Origin of the sequence: Pseudomonas sp. NPDC078700 (genome assembly GCF_044542375.1) — a bacterium.
GTDB lineage: Bacteria > Pseudomonadota > Gammaproteobacteria > Pseudomonadales > Pseudomonadaceae > Aquipseudomonas.
In genome coordinates this window covers 402,538-419,623 of record NZ_JBITUI010000002.1, presented here as the reverse complement: position 1 = coordinate 419,623, position 17,086 = coordinate 402,538, and the positions used below count along the sequence as shown (strand labels likewise).

The 17,086-nt window shown below is 55.1% G+C and carries 18 protein-coding genes; 17 read left to right on the top strand and 1 reads right to left on the bottom strand.

Annotated elements, in window-relative coordinates; genetic code table 11:
- Positions 1 to 162 precede the first annotated feature (162 nt).
- The 4 genes from ACIGCM_RS07815 to ACIGCM_RS07800 all read left to right on the top strand — a co-directional run bounded on the left by ACIGCM_RS07815 (position 163) and on the right by ACIGCM_RS07800 (position 3,891).
- On the top strand, positions 163 to 1,953 hold the full coding sequence (locus ACIGCM_RS07815; protein WP_397501478.1) for an SLC13 family permease: 1,791 nt from the start codon (positions 163 to 165) through the stop codon (positions 1,951 to 1,953).
- A gap of 72 nt (positions 1,954 to 2,025) precedes the next feature.
- Positions 2,026 to 2,457, top strand: a complete 432-nt coding sequence (gene trxC, locus ACIGCM_RS07810) for a thioredoxin TrxC (RefSeq protein WP_397501477.1) — start codon at positions 2,026 to 2,028, stop codon at positions 2,455 to 2,457.
- 106 nt (positions 2,458 to 2,563) lie between these two features.
- Positions 2,564 to 3,007, top strand: a complete 444-nt coding sequence (locus ACIGCM_RS07805) for a PaaI family thioesterase (protein WP_397501476.1) — start codon at positions 2,564 to 2,566, stop codon at positions 3,005 to 3,007.
- A gap of 86 nt (positions 3,008 to 3,093) precedes the next feature.
- Positions 3,094 to 3,891, top strand: a complete 798-nt coding sequence (locus tag ACIGCM_RS07800) for a universal stress protein (protein WP_397501475.1) — start codon at positions 3,094 to 3,096, stop codon at positions 3,889 to 3,891.
- Between the two features lie 100 nt (positions 3,892 to 3,991).
- On the opposite strand, the gene ACIGCM_RS07795 is transcribed toward ACIGCM_RS07800, so the two are convergent.
- A complete protein-coding gene (locus tag ACIGCM_RS07795; RefSeq protein ID WP_397501474.1) occupies positions 3,992 to 4,762 on the bottom strand; it encodes a ParA family protein in 771 nt (256 codons plus the stop codon).
- Positions 4,763 to 5,088: 326 nt separating this feature from the next.
- Between ACIGCM_RS07795 and ACIGCM_RS07790 the strand changes: the two genes are divergently transcribed.
- The 13 genes from ACIGCM_RS07790 to ACIGCM_RS07730 are packed head-to-tail and all read left to right on the top strand — an operon-like array spanning position 5,089 to position 17,084.
- A complete protein-coding gene (locus tag ACIGCM_RS07790) occupies positions 5,089 to 5,799 on the top strand; it encodes a beta-ketoacyl synthase chain length factor (RefSeq protein ID WP_397501972.1) in 711 nt (236 codons plus the stop codon).
- On the top strand, positions 5,772 to 6,587 hold the full coding sequence (locus ACIGCM_RS07785; protein ID WP_397501473.1) for a lysophospholipid acyltransferase family protein: 816 nt from the start codon (positions 5,772 to 5,774) through the stop codon (positions 6,585 to 6,587). Before ACIGCM_RS07790 ends, ACIGCM_RS07785 begins: the two co-directional genes overlap by 28 nt.
- On the top strand, positions 6,562 to 6,822 hold the full coding sequence (locus ACIGCM_RS07780; RefSeq protein WP_397501472.1) for a phosphopantetheine-binding protein: 261 nt from the start codon (positions 6,562 to 6,564) through the stop codon (positions 6,820 to 6,822). The genes ACIGCM_RS07785 and ACIGCM_RS07780 overlap by 26 nt, the downstream gene beginning before the upstream one ends.
- Positions 6,823 to 6,835: 13 nt before the next feature.
- Positions 6,836 to 7,093, top strand: coding sequence for an acyl carrier protein (locus ACIGCM_RS07775; RefSeq protein WP_397501471.1), 258 nt, complete (start codon positions 6,836 to 6,838; stop codon positions 7,091 to 7,093).
- Positions 7,090 to 7,635, top strand: coding sequence for a hypothetical protein (locus ACIGCM_RS07770; protein ID WP_397501470.1), 546 nt, complete (start codon positions 7,090 to 7,092; stop codon positions 7,633 to 7,635). The genes ACIGCM_RS07775 and ACIGCM_RS07770 overlap by 4 nt, the downstream gene beginning before the upstream one ends.
- Positions 7,632 to 9,296 (top strand): AMP-binding protein, encoded by a 1,665-nt coding sequence (locus ACIGCM_RS07765; protein ID WP_397501469.1) that lies wholly within the window; start codon positions 7,632 to 7,634, stop codon positions 9,294 to 9,296. The genes ACIGCM_RS07770 and ACIGCM_RS07765 overlap by 4 nt, the downstream gene beginning before the upstream one ends.
- Complete coding sequence (locus ACIGCM_RS07760) at positions 9,289 to 10,023, top strand: glycosyltransferase family 2 protein (RefSeq protein ID WP_397501468.1); 735 nt, start codon at positions 9,289 to 9,291, stop codon at positions 10,021 to 10,023. Before ACIGCM_RS07765 ends, ACIGCM_RS07760 begins: the two co-directional genes overlap by 8 nt.
- Entirely contained in the window at positions 10,020 to 10,961 is a 942-nt protein-coding gene (locus ACIGCM_RS07755; protein WP_397501467.1) for a glycosyl transferase, read from the top strand. Before ACIGCM_RS07760 ends, ACIGCM_RS07755 begins: the two co-directional genes overlap by 4 nt.
- A complete protein-coding gene (gene hutH, locus ACIGCM_RS07750; protein WP_397501466.1) occupies positions 10,942 to 12,486 on the top strand; it encodes a histidine ammonia-lyase in 1,545 nt (514 codons plus the stop codon). The genes ACIGCM_RS07755 and hutH overlap by 20 nt, the downstream gene beginning before the upstream one ends.
- Positions 12,476 to 12,901 carry an acyl-CoA thioesterase gene (locus ACIGCM_RS07745; protein ID WP_397501465.1) on the top strand — a complete coding sequence of 142 codons (426 nt, stop codon included), beginning with the start codon at positions 12,476 to 12,478 and terminating at the stop codon, positions 12,899 to 12,901. The genes hutH and ACIGCM_RS07745 overlap by 11 nt, the downstream gene beginning before the upstream one ends.
- Positions 12,898 to 13,503, top strand: coding sequence for an outer membrane lipoprotein carrier protein LolA (locus ACIGCM_RS07740; RefSeq protein ID WP_397501464.1), 606 nt, complete (start codon positions 12,898 to 12,900; stop codon positions 13,501 to 13,503). Before ACIGCM_RS07745 ends, ACIGCM_RS07740 begins: the two co-directional genes overlap by 4 nt.
- The gene (locus ACIGCM_RS07735; protein WP_397501463.1) at positions 13,493 to 15,853 is read left to right on the top strand and encodes an MMPL family transporter; all 2,361 of its coding nucleotides are present in this window, start codon (positions 13,493 to 13,495) and stop codon (positions 15,851 to 15,853) included. The genes ACIGCM_RS07740 and ACIGCM_RS07735 overlap by 11 nt, the downstream gene beginning before the upstream one ends.
- Positions 15,840 to 17,084, top strand: a complete 1,245-nt coding sequence (locus tag ACIGCM_RS07730; protein ID WP_397501462.1) for an NAD(P)/FAD-dependent oxidoreductase — start codon at positions 15,840 to 15,842, stop codon at positions 17,082 to 17,084. Before ACIGCM_RS07735 ends, ACIGCM_RS07730 begins: the two co-directional genes overlap by 14 nt.
- The last annotated feature ends 2 nt before the right edge of the window (positions 17,085 to 17,086 follow it).

Genomic DNA, 17,086 nt, shown 5'->3' with positions numbered 1-17,086 from the left:
CACAGTGGCGAACGGGCTGATGGGTACAGCTTATCTATTAAACCGAAAAGGCATATAAACCTTATCAAACATTCTTAGACTATCTAAGCAAACGCCACTATCTTGACGACCACGAGCACATGGCAACACTGCCCTCGATAGATTCAACGTTTAAGGACACCCATGTTCGGGGACTCACTACCACTGTTATTTGTTGGCGCGCTGCTCATCTGGGTACTGGTTGCCTTCATCAGAGAAAAGTGGAGCCCAGACATCGTCGCCGCCATTGCGGTCGCCGCACTACTTGTTACGCAACTGCTGAGCCCGGCGGAAGTACTCAGCGTGCTGTCCAACTCAGCGCCAGTCACGATCGCCTGTATGTTCGTGCTCTCCGCAGCACTTGAACGAACAGGCTGCATCGATGCATTAGGTAATTGGCTGGGCAACCTTGTTGGCACCAGCCCGATACGCGTGCTGACCGGTTTGACCTTGACTGCGCTGGTGATCTCCGCCTGTTTGAACAACACCCCAGTTGTGGCGATTTTAACCCCGGTTGCTATATCACTGGCGCGCCGTGCAGGGACCATGCCCTCGAAGCTGTTAATCCCACTGTCATACGCAACAATTCTGGGGGGCACCCTGACCATGATCGGCACCTCGACCAATATTCTGGTCGACGGTGTGGCCCGTAAAGCCGGGCTGGCTCCCTTCGGCATTTTTGAAATTACCGGTGCCGGCTTGATTCTGGCATCTGCTGGCATGATCTATCTGCTCTTGGTCGGCCGTCACCTACTGCCGAACCGCGACACCCTATCGCGCCAGTTACGCCCGGATCTCGATCGCACCTTTATGACCGAACTGCTGGTCCCCCATGACTCGCCAGTGATCGGTAAATCCCTTAGCGAAGCCAATCTCAATGGTGGCAGCGGCCTGCAAGTGTTGAAGCTGTTTCGCGCAGACCTTGAGCTGACTGCACCTGGCCATGACACCCTGCTGGCCAGTGGCGACCGCCTGGTACTGCATGGCCAAGTCAAAAACGTAGTCGAGCTGCGTGAAAGTGGTCATTTATCATTCAATCGCAGCGATGCCTTTGAAACCATCAGCAGTCACGATGTAATTCTTGCTGAAGCCATAGTCGGTCGCAATTCGCGATACAGCCACCGACCAATGCGCGACCTCGACTTGACCGCCCGATACGGCATTGCCGTCTTAGCGGTGCATCGTCAGGACGAAAACGTCCAGGGCAACCTGGATGATTTCGAGCTGCAGTTTGGCGACGTGATGCTGGTGGAAGGCACGCCCGCACAGATCAAACGTTTCGCCGACAACGGCGAGCTGATCAGCCTCAACGCCGTACAAGAGCGCGCGTTTCGCCGCGACAAAGCGCCGATCGCGATCGTTGCGACGCTTGCCGTGATGATCCTTGCTGCATTTGGCGTTATGCCCATTGAAGGTCTGGCAATTATTGGAGCCGTCAGCGTCCTGGCGACGCGCTGCTTAGATGTTGAGGATGCATACAAAGCCGTTGACTGGAAAATCCTCAGCCTGATTTTCGGCATGCTTGCTATCAGCATCGCCATGGACAAGGTCGGCCTGGTCAAAATATTGGTTGAGAACATGATGGGCTGGTTGCCATGGGCCGGACCATTGCTGATGCTTTCCATGCTGTACCTGTTTACCTCCGTGCTGACTGAAATGCTCTCCAACAACGCCGTTGCAGTCTTGGTCACACCCATTGCAATTGGCTTGGCCCAACACTTGGGAGTGGACCCCCGCGCCTTTGTAGTTGCGGTTATGTTTGCCGCCAGCGCCAGCTTCGCGACGCCAATCGGCTATCAGACCAACACCTTTGTATACAACGCCGGCGGCTATCGCTTTACCGATTTCATGAAAGTGGGTATCCCGCTCAACTTGCTGTTGTGGGTGGTGGCAACCATCGTCATTCCATTGTTCTGGCCATTGGTTCCAGTCTAAGGCTTGGGTTCTGGCTACCTTGAAAACAGCCTGCGGTGACCGCAAATCTAAGCAATAGACCTGGAGTCCATCATGCCCGATCCACTGCTCATACCCTGCCCCAGCTGTAATGCCCTAAACCGCATCCAAAATGAGCGCCTCAGTGACAAACCCAACTGTGGCCGTTGCAAGGAAAGCCTGCTGACCAGCACGCCAATTGAACTGACCCAAGCCAACTTTGCCAGCCAGACCAAAGGCGACCTGCCATTACTCGTTGATGTATGGGCCAGTTGGTGTGGGCCATGCCAAGCTTTTGCACCAACGTTCAGGCAGGCAGCAACCCAACTGCAGGGGCAATACCGCTTGGGAAAACTCGACAGCGAGGCCCATCAGCAATTAGCCGGACAGCTGGGCATTCGCTCAATCCCGAGTTTGATTTTGTTTCGTCAGGGCAAAGAAATCGCGCGCCAGAGCGGCGCCATGGCGCTACCGCAATTAATGGCCTGGCTTAAGAGCCAGGCTTAACCTGAGCACTGCGGTCAAGCGCAGCGGCACATATAGTCAATTGCAGCCTTTAGGCCTGGGGTTAAGCTAGGGAGCCTAAGTGGAATAATAAGCATAAGGCCTAGCCATGTCCCTGCCATTTGAGATCGCCCGCCAATTGACTGAAGAACAAATTGCCTTTGTGAAACGCAGCGGCCTCAAAGCCGAAGCGCTTGAACCTGGCTTTGTCTGCCTGCGCATGCCCATGTCGGGCAATGAAAACCATATAGGTAGCATGTATGCAGGTGCATTGTTCACCCTCGCAGAAATTCCTGGCGGTGCATTGTTTCTCACCAGCTTCGATGTGAAGCGGTTTTATCCAGTCGTTAAAGAAATGAACCTTCGCTTTCGGCGTCCCGCCAAAGGTGATATCACTGTCGAGGCAGGATTAAGCTCAACTGAAATACAACGCTTGGAAGATGAAGCTCAACGTCTGGGAAAAGCGGAGTACATACTGGAACTTCAGCTAAAGGATGCTAGCGGGGAAGTGGTTGCCGAAAGTCGTGGTTATTATCAGTTACGAATGCACTGACACATGACCTTGCTATAGCGCAAAAGACCAGCTAATTGATGGGTGATAATAAACGTGTCGACAGGGGTCGGCCGGAGAGATCTTCAATGACTGCACATATTCTTATCGCCCACGATTTAAGAGACACAGCCGATCTCGCGTTGAGCAGGGCCGCTCAACTTGCCAGCCAACATGACGCCAAGCTGACTGTCCTGCACGTGCTTGACCCAACGCAAAGCAGAGAGCAGCACGATGCTGCCAAGCGCTCCTTAGATCGTAGCTTGAGCACACTCGCACCGAAAACGGCGACCCTGCGAATTCTTAGCGGCAAACCGTCTGAGATAGTTTTGCAGCAAATCAACGCGCTCGGTTGCGACTTACTGGTGCTAGGCGCGCATCATTCTCGCCATGACTATTTCTCCGGCACCAGCCTCGACCGCATAGCCCGACGCAGCAGCGTTCCGATGCTGATTGTCGCCCGCAATGATGCCAAGCCCTATAAACGCTCCCTTGCGGCTATCGACTTTTCAGTCTGTGCTTGCTGTGCGTTGAACAAAGCCTATGACCTACTGCCCAGCTCAGCTGAGTTGCATGCCTTGCACGTATTCGAGCCTGACAAGGGCAACGCCAAACAGGTTGAACTGCAACTGCAAACCCAGAGCGCGTTAATCGACCAGTTGATGGAAGATGAGGCCCTAAAGCTATCGAAAAACGGTCCTAAGCTAAGCCATTCAGTGCAGCAAGGCAGCATTTTAAGGGCACTGCAAGAGCAACTTAATAGCCGCCGGACAGACTTGATGGTGCTCGGCAGTCACGGTCGCAGCGCACTGTCGCAAGCGCTGCTCGGCAGCCTTGCCCAGCACTTTCTGCACAAAGCGCCCTGCGATATTTTTGTCGTGCGCTGAGTTCAATCGCAGGGCTGCTGTAGGGCGTAACAACGCGAAGCTCGTCCACCAAGGCTGCAAAAACTGCGGCTATTGGTGGCCGAAAAGAGCGTCGACCACCCTACCGCTGATTGAGCAAGTCGTGCAATTCAACAAACTGTTGAGTCAATTTATGCCGAGGCTCCAGGTAGATAAGTGGCATGCAGGCTTGATGCGACTCTCGCATTTTTACCGAGCTCATCAAGTTAACTGGCAGCACTGGCAACCCCTCAGCCACTAGCTCATCCAGCAACTGCTGGGGCAACGTCGCACGCGGCTGGAATTGGTTGACCACAATACCTTCTACTTCAAGACCCTCGTTGTGATCTTCCTTCAACTCTTCAATTTCTTGCAGCAAGCCATACAGGGCATTGCGCGAGAAACTATCGCAATCAAAAGGAATAAGCACCCGATCAGCCGCAATAAGTGCTGAAACCGTATAGAAGTTCAAGGCAGGCGGAGTGTCGAGGTAAATCCGCTCATAATCTTCAGACAAGTCTTCCAGCAGCTTTCGCAGCTTATTAATTTTGTGCTTGGCTTCAAGTTTGGGCTGCAAGTCTGCAAGCTCAGCCGTGGCAGTAATGACATGCAAGTTATCGAATGGGGTCTCATAGATATCAACCTTTCCCTTCTTGGCAAAGGGGCCGCCAGACAAGGTTTGATTGAAGAATTCGGAAATCCCCAATGGGATCTCGTTCCCCGTTAATCCCGTAAGGTAATGGGTTGAGTTTGCTTGCGCATCAAGGTCAATCAATAACGTTCGGTAGCCCTGTGAAGCACTCACAGCCGCTAGATTGCACGCAATACTGGATTTACCAACACCGCCCTTCTGGTTAAAAACCACACGCCGCATTTTATTTGCTCCCAATCCCTGAAAAGACATGAACGTTAGCGAAAGTACATGACAAGGCCAATGCAACCTAGCATCTCCGACCCTTCACTTATGCATATCAGCTTGATCATTCTAAAATATGAGCTGAATCGCTCAAAATTAATCAAGAACAACGTTTGCGCAAAACTCATGCCACTTAGATAATGCCACTCTTGAGCCACAAGCTCATCGAGCTCAAACTGTATGTTCCCCTGACAATGATTGGCTTTGCCCTCACACTATTGGCCAAATAGCGGGACTGCTGCAACAGTCAAAAATGTCCCAAGGGCCAGGTAATATCTTCCGTGATGCGATTCAACATAGAACAATGGCGTGCCTGGGCTCCCGGCCTGGAAAGCACGCAACAGTGGCATAACTGGAGCAAGGCACCAGTGCGCGTGCTTGATGAGCAGCAACAGCCTGATGTCAGCTTTATTGCACCGATGCAGCGCAGGCGTCTAAGCCGCTTGGCGCGGATGGTCTTCAATGTTGCCTGGCCATTAGCTGAAACACTACCTGCCCTACCCTTTATTTTTGCTTCACGCCACGGCGAAACCCCACGCACACTGGCTTTGCTTAATGACCTTGCGCGCAATGAGCCATTGTCCCCTACCCAATTTAGCTTATCGGTGCATAACGCAATTATCGGCCAATGGTCGATCCTGCGCGGTGACACCAGTGAGATGACAGCGCTCGCTGCCGCCAGAGACAGCCTCGAACACGCCATACAAGAAGCCTGCTTATTGCTCAATGAAGGCGCACCCGCCGTATTAGTGGTGATTGCTGAAGAGTCCCCGGCTGCCATCTATACCCCCTACATTGATGACGTACCTTTTCCCTATGCCGTAGGGCTTTTACTCACGCCCGGCGACGACTGGCAGTTACAACTGAACGCTGGAAATGGCCCAATTAGCGAATGGCCGCACCCTTTAAATTTGCTCAAGGCGCTTTGCCGTGACCACCCCCTCATCCACTACTGGAGCCGACGGCAATGGACGTGGTCACGCACGCTAAATTAAGCCCGTACAGCCCGCCATACCTCTGGCGTTTGCTGGCTACGGCGCTGTGTTTTAGCCTATTTGGGATAGGTGGAGTGTTACTCAGAGCGGTGGTTTTTCCATTATTGACACTCATCCCCGGCGATGCGAAAGCACACCGGCTAAGAGCACGCAAAGTCATCAGCCTGAGTTTCAACGGGTTCGTTCAGTTAATGTTCCGCAGTGGCATCCTGACTTACAGCATAGAAGGCGCAGACCGTCTGGGTAAGCCCGGGCAAATGATCATCGCCAACCACCCTTCACTGATTGATGTGGTGGTGCTTATCTCGTTGATTCGCGATGCCAACTGCGTGGTTAAACAAAGCCTTTGGAGCAACCCCTGCATGCGCGGCCCGATCCGGGCGGCTGATTACATCAGCAACAGCGGCAGCATGGAAATGCTTGATGAAGCGGCGGCGGCGCTGCAAAGCGGGCAATGCTTGATCGTATTCCCCGAAGGTACACGAAGCACTCCAGGTGAGCCCCCAAGCTTCCACCGGGGCGCTGCGGCCATCGCTATTCGCGGAGCACAGTGCATCACGCCGGTTACAATAAGCGTTACGCCCAGCACGCTAACCAAGGCTGAGCCTTGGTACAGCATTCCTGCCCGGCGCTTTCACTTTCAATTGCGCGTTGGCCCGGATATCGACCCCGCTCAATTCAAGGCTTCTGCCTCTGCGCCGATAGCTTCACGCAAGCTCAATGAGTACTTGCACCAATACTTCATCAAGGAGCTCGCAACAGATGAGCGAACTACAACTCGAAATTAAGAATTTGATCATTGATTCACTGGGCCTTGAGGACATGTCTGCAGATGACATCGCAGCCGATCAACCCCTGTTTGGAGATGGCCTCGGGCTCGACTCCGTTGATGCACTTGAATTGGGGCTGGCCATTCAAAAGCGCTTCGGTATCAAAATAGACGCGGAAGACAAAGACACCCGCCAACACTTCGCCAACGTTGCCAACTTGGCGGCCTTTGTATCTGCACGTCAGGTTGTTTGAGAGCGTTAATAGCATGCAAAATCGTGATGAAATTTTTAATACACTGCGCGACTCACTTGTCGAGTTGTTCGAGCTCAACGCCGCGGACATCAGCCTCAATGCCAACCTGTATCAAGACCTGGAAATCGACAGCATTGATGCAGTTGACTTGATTGACCACATCAAGCGTAAAACCGGCAAAAAAATAGCTGCCGATGAGTTCAAATCTGTACGCACTGTGGGTGATGTGGTCGAGGCCGTATTCAAGCTGGTCAACCCAGAACCCATATGAGCCGCCTGCTTGGTCTGGTTTTATTACTCGCTGGACTGGCATATCCGTTTGCGGTGTATTTCGGCATTGAGCATTTATCGCCACGTGTATTTGCGGCGCTGCTCGGTGGTTTGTGGCTGGCCCGGTTGCTGCTGCGCGAAAAGCGTCCAGGTGGCCGCTGGATGGCATTGGCCGCGCTGATGTTCTGCGCATTACTCGGCGTCGCAGGTGAGCCCGCTTTATTGCGCTGGTACCCGGTGCTGTTGAATACCATGCTTCTTTGCTTGTTTGCCTTGAGCCTAAAATTCGGGCCACCGCTGATTGAGCGCCTGGCGCGTTTGCGTGAGCCTGAGCTACCGGCTGTGGCTGTGCGTTATACCCGTGCCGTTACGCAGGTGTGGGCTGGGTTCTTTTTTTGTAATGGGTTGATCGCAACAGCCCTGACGTTATGGGCACCCCTGTCATGGTGGACGCTCTATAACGGTTTGATTGCCTATTTATTGATGGGGCTACTGTTCGCTGTTGAATGGTTAGTTCGCCAACGCGTAAGAAGATTCGCATGAAATGGATTTCCCTTGAGGCCTTGTTACTTGAGCCACAGGCTCTACGCAGCGTTAGCCTTGAACCAGCGCTTAACCATGAGCGGTTTTGCCAACAGGCGCTGTTGCTGGCGGGCTACTTCAACGCCCAGAAAGTTCAGCGCATCGCCCTGTATCTCGACGATGCAAGCGATCTGGCAATTGCTTTGTTTGCCGCGTGGCAGGCAGGCGTGACCGTATTACTCGCCGCTGATGCACAGCAACAAACCCGCTCAAAGCTGACGGCACAGGTTGATCTATGGCTCGACGCCTTGCCAGAAACCTGCCATTGCACGCCTGCGCTTGCAACGCGCTTAGACACTGAGACGTGCCGCCTGACCTTGTGCACATCCGGCTCAAGTGGCGAGCCCAAGCTGATCGAAAAGAGCCTCAAGCAACTCGCCAACGAAGTCACCGCACTGGAGCAGCTCTGGGGTAATGCGATTGGCGCAGCAGTGGTGGTCTCCAGTGTCTCGGCACAGCATATCTATGGCCTTCTTTTCCGGGTGTTATGGCCCCTGTGCGCAGGCCGGGTTTTCCTGCGACGCGCCCTACCCTTCAGTGAAGACATACAACGCGCCAGCCTCGCACATCCAGAGTTCATCTGGGTCGCCAGCCCAGCGTTGCTTAAACGCATGAGCGACAACCTGAACTGGCCAGCCTTGAGCAGGGCGCGCAAGGTGTTCTCATCTGGCGGCGCATTACCCGTTGAGGCCGCGCAAAATCTACATGCGCATTTGCAGCAATATCCGACCGAAATTTATGGCAGCTCTGAAACCGGCGGTATCGCTTGGCGGCAAGGCGGGGAATACTGGCAGCCCTTCAATGGCGTCGAAGTGTGCCAAACGCCTGAAGGGGCTCTATCACTGACCTCCCCCTATCTGCCAACCGGCCAACGCGAAGAAACCGCCGATGCGATTGAAATTGCAGCCGATGGGCGATTTTTGCTGCGCGCACGGCTAGACCGCATTATCAAACTGGAAGAAAAGCGCGTATCGCTGCCCATGCTTGAACACGCGCTAAATAGTCATGCATGGGTTAGCGATTCGCGTGTAGGTGCGCTGCACAAGGGGCGGGCATTTCTCGGCGCACTGATTGCGCTCAGCCCAGAAGGCCTTTATGCACTGCGTAATCAAGGGCGGCGCACCATCACCCAGGGTTTGCGTAACCATCTCAGCGAACATGTTGAGCCTATAGCACTGCCTCGACGCTGGCGACTCGCTTCCGAGCTGCCCTACAACAGCCAGGGAAAGCTGGCACAGACTGAGATTGAGCAGCTTCTGGACACAGCAAGGCCTACACAGATCAAGCCTGACAGCCTCACTGAAGACAATGGCGTGTTCGTGCTGCAACTTCAGGTGCCGATCGACCTTGCCCACTTCAGCGGCCACTTCGCCACAACCCCAGTGGTGCCAGGCGTTGTTCAGATTGGCTGGGTGATGGCTTTAGCCCGTCAACTGTTCACCGAGCTACCGCCACGCTTCGCCGGCATGGAAGTCCTCAAATTTCAGCAACTGATGCGCCCCGGTGACGCCATCGAGCTGTCGCTGCGTTTCGATACAGACCGCAGCAAACTGTATTTTAACTTCAGCCATAACCATGCGCCGTGCTCATCCGGCCGTATCTTGCTGACCGGCCATGCATAACGTCTGCGCCGTCATTCCTGTGTTTAATCACGAACACGCCCTGGTGCATGTGGTCGCGGCATTACGCCGAGCCAAGCTGCCGTGCATTCTGGTCAACGATGCCTCCAGTCCGGCTTGCACTGCCGTGATCGAAGAGCTTGCCGCGCAGGCGGATTGTTATGCGGTGCATCTGCTGCAAAATCAAGGTAAAGGCGGTGCCGTAATGGCCGGCCTGCGTGAGGCACAGATGCTCGGTTTCAGCCATGCCCTGCAAGTGGACGCTGACGGCCAACATAACCTGAGTGATATAAGCGCATTTCTCGACTGCTCACGCCTGCATCCTGACTCACTTATCTGCGGCTACCCCGAATACGACAACAGTGTGCCCAAAGGCCGTTTATATGCGCGCTACCTGACGCATGTTTGGGTGTGGATAAATAGCCTGTCGCTGCAGATTCGCGACTCCATGTGCGGTTTCAGGGTTTACCCCTTGGCCAGCACTGTAGCGCTAATCAACCGAGTTAAACTGGGCAAGCGCATGGATTTCGACCCGGAAATTCTGGTGCGCATGACGTGGCAGAACCAACCAATCCAGTGGCTACCCACCCACGTGAACTATCCCTTGGACGGCCTCTCGCATTTTCGTCTGGTCCACGACAATCTGCTCATTTCGAAAATGCACGCCAAATTATTTTTTGGCATGTTGCTGCGGGCACCGTTGATTGTCTGGCGCAGGTGGCGTCAATGAGCCAGACGGAAAAGCGCCAGCATTGGGCTTCTCAGCAAGAGCGCGGCAGCCTACTGCTGATGAAGTTCACCGTATCCGCCGCGCGCATTCTTGGTCGTCGTCTGATTAGCCCTCTGCTCTATCTGATCGTTCTCTACTTCTTTGTGTTCGGCGGCAAAGCCCGACGCAGTATTGCCGAGTATCAATACAACTTGATGCAGTGGAGCGGCAAAACTGCCGCGCCGACGTTGCGCTCGGTGTTTGCCCAGTTCAAGGCCTTTGCTGACGCCTTGCTCGACAAGCTGGATATCTGGCGCGGGAAATTAACCTTTAACGATATTGAGCTGATTGACCCCCACCAACTACGCCAACAGATGCACAGCCCGCGCGGGCAAATGCTGGTTGGCGCGCACCTGGGCAATCTTGAAGTCTGCCGCGCCCTGGCGGAGCTGGGTGACAAGGTCACCATGAATGTCTTGGTCCACACCAAACACGCCGAGCAATTTAACCGGCTACTCGCAGAGGCGGGCGCCAGTAACATGCGCCTGATCCAAGTCAGCGAGCTCAATCCTGCGGTTATGCTGCAATTATCAGAGCGTCTTGAGCAAGGCGAGTGGCTGGCAATAGCAGGCGACCGTGTTGCCTTGCACGGCGCACGCCAGGTAAGCGTCGACTTTCTCGGTCAACCGGCCGCATTCCCCCAAGGCCCCTGGTTATTGGCTGGGCTGCTTAAATGCCCGGTTAACTTCTTGAGCTGTATCAAAGTAGCGGGCAGGTATCAGATCCTGCTTGAGCCTTTCGCCGCCAGCGTGCAATGGAAGCGCAACAATCGCGACAGCGTGATACATGAGTGGACGCAACGCTTTGCCAACCGTCTAGCTCAGCGCTGCCTGGATGCCCCCGATCAGTGGTTCAACTTTTATCCGTTTTGGAATACCGATGACGACACACCAGCCTGAGCCGGTCATTTTTGGCGAAACTCACCTGTCGATTGAGCAGGTTGTCGCGCTGTCGCAGCAACGCGCCAAAGCGCACTTGCAGCACGACGCCGCCTACCGTGAAAAAATAGCCAAAGGGGCGCGCTTTCTCGACACCCTATTGGATAAAGAAGGCGTGATTTACGGCGTGACCACAGGTTATGGCGACTCCTGTGTGGTCGCCGTGCCGCTGCATCAGGTCGAAGCCCTGCCACGCCATTTATATACCTTTCACGGCTGCGGCCTGGGCAAGCTGCTGGAACCTGAAGCAACCCGTGCGGTGTTGGCTGCGCGCCTGCAATCGCTGTGTTTTGGTGTCTCTGGCGTACGCATTGAATTGCTTGAGCGTTTACAGGCGTTCCTTGAGCACGACATTCTGCCGTTAATTCCTGAAGAAGGATCGGTGGGTGCCAGCGGCGACCTGACCCCGCTGTCATACGTTGCGGCGACCCTAAGCGGTGAACGCGAAGTGTTTTACAAAGGCCAGCAGCGCAGCGCCCAAGAGGTGCATAAAGAATTGGGTTGGACACCGCTGACCTTACGCCCCAAAGAAGCCTTGGCCTTGATGAATGGGACAGCAGTGATGACCGCATTGGCGTGCCTGGCCTACTCACGTGCCGACTATTTACTGCAGCTCGCTACCCGCATCACCGCACTAAATGTGATCGCACTGGAAGGCAACCCGGAACACTTTGACCAACGCCTATTTGCCGCAAAACCGCACCCGGGGCAAATGCAGGTTGCCGCCTGGCTACGCGAAGACCTGGCGATAACCGGGCCGACAGCCGCGCTTCATCGCCTGCAGGATCGCTACTCGCTACGCTGCGCACCACACGTGCTAGGGGTCATGGCTGACAGCCTGGGGTTGTTACGTCAATTTATTGAAACCGAGCTCAATAGCGCCAATGACAATCCGCTGATTGATGGCGAAACCGAACGCGTCATGCACGGCGGGCACTTCTATGGCGGCCATATTGCCTTTGCCATGGACAGCCTGAAAAATCTGGTCGGCAACGTCGCAGACCTACTCGACCGACAGCTCGCCTTGCTGGTTGATGTCCGCTACAACCACGGCCTGCCGAGCAACTTATCCGGCGCACCGGCTAGCAGCGCGATGATTAATCATGGCTTTAAAGCCGTGCAGATTGGTGCCAGCGCCTGGACCGCCGAGGCACTTAAAAACACCCTGCCAGCCAGTGTATTTTCGCGTTCAACCGAGTGCCATAACCAAGATAAGGTCAGCATGGGTACTATTGCCGCTCGCGATGCCTTGCGCAGCCTTGAGCTGACAGAACAAGTGGCCGCTGCCACCCTGCTTGCTGCCAATCAGGGTGTCTGGTTACGCTTGCAAAGCAGTCCACGGCAACTGCCTGAGGCGCTACTGAAAATGCGCGAACAACTGGCGCAAGAATTCCCGCCCGTTATAGAAGACCGAGGCCTGGAAGCTGAGTTGCGGCTCTGCCTGCAGCGTATTCGTCAACAACACTGGAGGCTTTATGCGCAGTAGTGGCGTGTTGCAGGTTGAGAGTGAAATTCTCGTGCCCTTTTTCGATGTCGACATGATGGAAGTGGTCTGGCACGGCCATTATGTCAAATACCTCGAAATTGCCCGCTGCGCCCTGCTCGATAAAATCGGCCACAACTACTCACACATGCGTGATGCAGGTTTTGCCTGGCCAATTATTGATCTGCAACTGCGCTACATCCGCGGTGCCGCATTCGGCCAGAAGCTCATCGTCCGAGCGGACCTTGTCGAGTGGGAAAATCGCTTAAAAATTCATTACCTGATCAGCGATGCTGCAACCGGGGAACGCATGACCCGTGCCAGCAGTGTACAAGTCGCCGTTGATATTGCCAGCCGGGAAATGCAACTGGCGTCGCCGCGGGTATTTGTAAATGCTGTAGAGCGGGCGCTGGCATGAGTCGCTCAATACGCCGTATGGCGCTTGCACTGTGCTGTCTATTGATGACGCCCATTGCCAGCGCATTCGACCTGACCGCACTTGGCAACCAACTCGCTAAAAACGCCGTTGTACGGGGCCCATTTATCCAAGAAAAACACCTGAAGGCCATGGCTCAGCCCCTGACCAGTCGCGGCCAGTTTGTTCTTGCGGCTGACAAAGGACTGTTGTGGCAGTTACAAAGCCCAATCAAACAAGATTACCGAATCAACAGTGCAGGCATCGCCAAACGCACGGCCTCTGGCTGGCAGGCGCAATCCGGCAACAACGCAGCCGCGCAACAAAGCCGCTTGTTTCTGGCGTTGTTACGGGGCGACAGCTCAGGACTGAAGAGCGACTTTGACCTGCAGCTACAAGGAACCAAAGATGACTGGGCGCTGACGCTGACGCCGCGCGCATTGTTGCTCAAGCAGATTTTCAGCCGTATAGAGATTCATGGCGCGCAGCTGGTGCAACGCATTGAGCTGTTTGAAACCCAAGGCGATCGCACCCTCTTGAAGCTGCCAGACAGCCAGGGCGCAACCGCACTGAATCAAACCGAGCGAACCGACTTTGCCGACTGAGCGCACCTTACCGCGCCTGTTTGGCGTATTGCTTGTGGCGCTCCTCTGCCTGGTGGCCTGGCAATGGCGCAATGGCCCGCCAATAGCGGCGAGCTTACTTGCCCTGCTACCACAGAGTCATGCCGACGCAGAGGTTCAAGCCGCAGAAAAGCGCATGCAGGAACCGCTCAACCGTGAACTTTTGCTGCTGGTCGGTCACCCGAAGCGTGCACAAGCTATCCAGCTAGCAGAACAAATAGGCCAACAACTGCAGGCCAGCAAACACTTCGAGAATGTGCAGTGGCACTTGCAAAGTGATGTGCCGAGCCTTCGGCAGCAACTTCTGGCCCGGCGTTTGGCATTGCTCCCGAGTGCTGACAAACAACTGCTGATACATCAGCCTCAGGCATTCATTCAGCGCCGCTTGGCCGAATTGTTCGACACCTTCGCCAATACAACACTGGTGCCCACCGAACAAGACTGGCTGGGCTTAACTGCACGGGCACAAACCACCTTGGCCCCGCACAGCAAGGTGCAAGCTGATCTCGGTAGCGGCGCGCTCGTCATCGCCGAAAAGAACATGACGTGGGTGCTGCTACGGGCGCAAAGTCACGGCAACGCATTTGACCTGCAAGCGCCGGCGTTAGTCGCGGCAGATGTGGCCAACGCACGGCGTATCGCCGAAGCTTCGGGCGGCCAAGTCCTCGCAAGCGGTGGCGTGCTCTATGCCAATGCCGGACAAACCCAAGCCAGCCGTGAGATCAGCCTGTTGGGTGGTAGCGCCATCATGGCGCTGATCGCGCTGCTGTATTTCGCTTACCGTCGAGCCCGAGTATTGCTAAGCCTGCTGCCTGTGGCGGTGGCGCTTTTGGCGGGCAGTGCTGCGTGCGTCATGGCCTTTGGCCAAATCAATGCCATAACCCTGATTCTCGGTGCCAGCCTAATCGGCGTAGCCATTGATTACCCGCAACACTACCTGAGCAAATGCTGGGCGCAACAGGACTGGCAAAGCTGGTCATCGATGCGTGCAACCCTCCCCGGTTTAAGCTTGAGCCTGGCAACCAACTTGCTTGGCTACATCGCGCTGGCATTCACGCCCTTTCAAGCATTGACCCAAATTGCAGTATTTTCCGCAGCGGGGCTGATTGGCGCGTATTTATGCGCGATTTGCCTGTTACCTGCGTGGTTTAAAGGCATGCGTCTGCAACCTGCTCCGGGCTTACTCAAGCTGGCACAGCGGATGCTGCAATGGCGCAGGCGCCTGATTAAAAACGCACCGTGGCCACTAATGATTGGCGTGGCGCTATTTTGCCTGGGTGGCATTATGCAGTTAGAGACCCAGAATGATCTGCGTCAGTGGCTGGGTAAAGAGCCCGGTCTTGCTAGCCAAGCACAACGCATTGCCGAGCTGACAGGTCAACAACCCACCAGCCAGTTTTATTTAGTCCACGCAGCGGATGAACAACAACTGCTGCAACGCCAAGCGGCGCTCAGCACTCGCCTCGACAGCTTGATCGCTGACAAAGCATTACGCGGCTACCGCTCACTCAATCAACTGGTTCTAGCAACGCCACAACTAAGTGAACTGCAGGTGGCGCTTAAAGCGCTGAAACAGCATTGGCAGCCACTGCTAGATGCCGGTATTTCACCAGCAGCGCTCACTGCTGAAGTGGACGCACTGGTGCAGCAGCCGGCCAGGTCACTTGATGCAGTGCTCGCCACCCCACTGGCAGAACCATGGCGCCCCTTGTGGATGGGAGCCACCTCACAAGGGGTCAGCGGCTTAATCAGCCTCGATGGGCAAACCAGCACAGCACGTTTGCAAGACGCCGCCAAAGGTATTGAGGGGGTTGAATTGGTTGACCGTTTGGGTGAGCTGAATGCCTTATTCAGCCAGACCCAGATTAGCGCGGCCACTCTGAAACTGATTTCCTGTGCAGCAATTGTTGTATTGCTGTGCCTGCCCTTTGGCCTGCGCGGCGCACTTCGCGTGGTCAGTTTGCCGCTACTGGCTGCACTGACGACCTTGGCTTGCTTAGGTTGGCTTGGGCAGCCACTGACCTTGTTTAGTGTTTTCGGTTTGCTGCTGATCACCGCCATCGGTATCGACTATGCGATCCTCATGCGTGAGTCTGTCGGCGGTGAGGCCGTGAGCCTGATTGGCACATTGCTTTCGGCGCTCACCAGTTGGCTCTCGTTCGGCCTGTTGATGTTCAGCAGTACACCCGCCATTGCCAACTTTGGCCTGACGGTCAGCCTCGGCTTGTTATTCAGTTTTATCTATTCACCTTGGGCCAGCCCTAACGCCTCAACGGTCACCTCAGGGCCAGGGAAAACCACTCTTACAGGGACGCACAGTGAAGCCCGCTGAAACCGAAGATAGAACAGTCGTAGTGATTGGCGCAGGCCCAGCAGGCGCAATCGCCAGCGCCCTGCTAAAACGCAATGGCCATGATGTTTTAGTGCTCGAACGCCAGCAGTTTCCGCGCTTCTCGATTGGCGAAAGCCTGCTTTCGCACTGCCTCGATTTTGTCGAAGAGGCGGGCATGCTCGATGCCATCGAGAACGCTGGCTTCCAAGTTAAGCATGGCGCTGCATTTGCCTATGGCGAGCGCTATACCGACATCGATTTTCGCGACGGCTTCACCGTTGGCAAGGGCTCGACCTTTCAGGTTGAACGGGCCAAATTCGACAAGATCCTCGCCGACGAAGCGCAGCGCCAAGGCGTTGAGGTTCGCTATGAACAACAGGTGATAGCGGCTGACTTTGACGCCAAGCGCCCGCAGTTGAAGGTCAAACGCTTAAGCGACAATGAAGAGTACTTAGTCAACTGCAGCTTCGTCCTGGATGCCAGTGGCTTTGGCCGCGTACTCCCACGCTTGCTTGACCTTGAGCTGCCGTCGACCTTTCCGGTACGCAAGGCACTGTTCAGCCACATCGAAGACCGCATCCACAGCCCTGCATTCAACCGTGAGCGCATCCTTATTACCACCCATCCGCAACTGCGCGATATTTGGTACTGGACCATCCCATTCAGCAATGGCCGCAGTTCAGTTGGGGTTGTCGCTGATGCTAAACGCTTCGAAGGCTTGAGTGATGACCCCGAAGCTTGCTTGCGTGAACTGATAAGACAGGCGCCCTCGCTAGCGCGTGTTTTGGCCAACGCCGTCTGGGATACACCGGTCAACACGCTGGGCGGCTACTCGGCAAACGTAAAACAGCTGCACGGTCCCGGCTATGCATTACTGGGCAATGCTGCCGAATTTCTCGACCCGGTGTTTTCTTCCGGCGTGACTATTGCCATGCGCTCAGCGAGCATGGCAGCCAAGGTGCTGCACCTTCAGCTGAGTGGCGAACAGGTTGATTGGCAAACCCAGTTTGCCGAGCCATTGAAACGTGGTGTGGATACCTTCCGCGCCTATGTTGAAGGTTGGTACGACGGCACGTTCCAAGATGTCATTTTCTTCGAAAATGCTGCACCGCCTATCCGCCGCATGATCAGCTCAATTCTCGCTGGCTATGCCTGGGACCAAAGCAACCCCTATGTTGCGGAGCCTAAACGCCGCCTGAGCGTGCTTGCACAACTTTGCTCGCCAACCTGACA

What these genes read in the sequence shown, in the direction of transcription:
- ACIGCM_RS07780 (WP_397501472.1), top strand. Translation starts at nt 6,562, where the DNA reads ATGAGCGAACTACAACTCGAAATTAAGAATTTGATCATTGATTCACTG.
- ACIGCM_RS07815 (WP_397501478.1), top strand. Translation starts at nt 163, where the DNA reads ATGTTCGGGGACTCACTACCACTGTTATTTGTTGGCGCGCTGCTCATC.
- ACIGCM_RS07770 (WP_397501470.1), top strand. Translation starts at nt 7,090, where the DNA reads ATGAGCCGCCTGCTTGGTCTGGTTTTATTACTCGCTGGACTGGCATAT.
- ACIGCM_RS07740 (WP_397501464.1), top strand. Translation starts at nt 12,898, where the DNA reads ATGAGTCGCTCAATACGCCGTATGGCGCTTGCACTGTGCTGTCTATTG.
- hutH (WP_397501466.1), top strand. Translation starts at nt 10,942, where the DNA reads ATGACGACACACCAGCCTGAGCCGGTCATTTTTGGCGAAACTCACCTG.
- ACIGCM_RS07755 (WP_397501467.1), top strand. Translation starts at nt 10,020, where the DNA reads ATGAGCCAGACGGAAAAGCGCCAGCATTGGGCTTCTCAGCAAGAGCGC.
- ACIGCM_RS07790 (WP_397501972.1), top strand. Translation starts at nt 5,089, where the DNA reads ATGCGATTCAACATAGAACAATGGCGTGCCTGGGCTCCCGGCCTGGAA.
- ACIGCM_RS07785 (WP_397501473.1), top strand. Translation starts at nt 5,772, where the DNA reads ATGGACGTGGTCACGCACGCTAAATTAAGCCCGTACAGCCCGCCATAC.
- ACIGCM_RS07765 (WP_397501469.1), top strand. Translation starts at nt 7,632, where the DNA reads ATGAAATGGATTTCCCTTGAGGCCTTGTTACTTGAGCCACAGGCTCTA.
- ACIGCM_RS07795 (WP_397501474.1), bottom strand. Translation starts at nt 4,762, where the DNA reads ATGCGGCGTGTGGTTTTTAACCAGAAGGGCGGTGTTGGTAAATCCAGT.
- ACIGCM_RS07805 (WP_397501476.1), top strand. Translation starts at nt 2,564, where the DNA reads ATGTCCCTGCCATTTGAGATCGCCCGCCAATTGACTGAAGAACAAATT.
- trxC (WP_397501477.1), top strand. Translation starts at nt 2,026, where the DNA reads ATGCCCGATCCACTGCTCATACCCTGCCCCAGCTGTAATGCCCTAAAC.
- ACIGCM_RS07745 (WP_397501465.1), top strand. Translation starts at nt 12,476, where the DNA reads ATGCGCAGTAGTGGCGTGTTGCAGGTTGAGAGTGAAATTCTCGTGCCC.
- ACIGCM_RS07775 (WP_397501471.1), top strand. Translation starts at nt 6,836, where the DNA reads ATGCAAAATCGTGATGAAATTTTTAATACACTGCGCGACTCACTTGTC.
- ACIGCM_RS07760 (WP_397501468.1), top strand. Translation starts at nt 9,289, where the DNA reads ATGCATAACGTCTGCGCCGTCATTCCTGTGTTTAATCACGAACACGCC.
- ACIGCM_RS07800 (WP_397501475.1), top strand. Translation starts at nt 3,094, where the DNA reads ATGACTGCACATATTCTTATCGCCCACGATTTAAGAGACACAGCCGAT.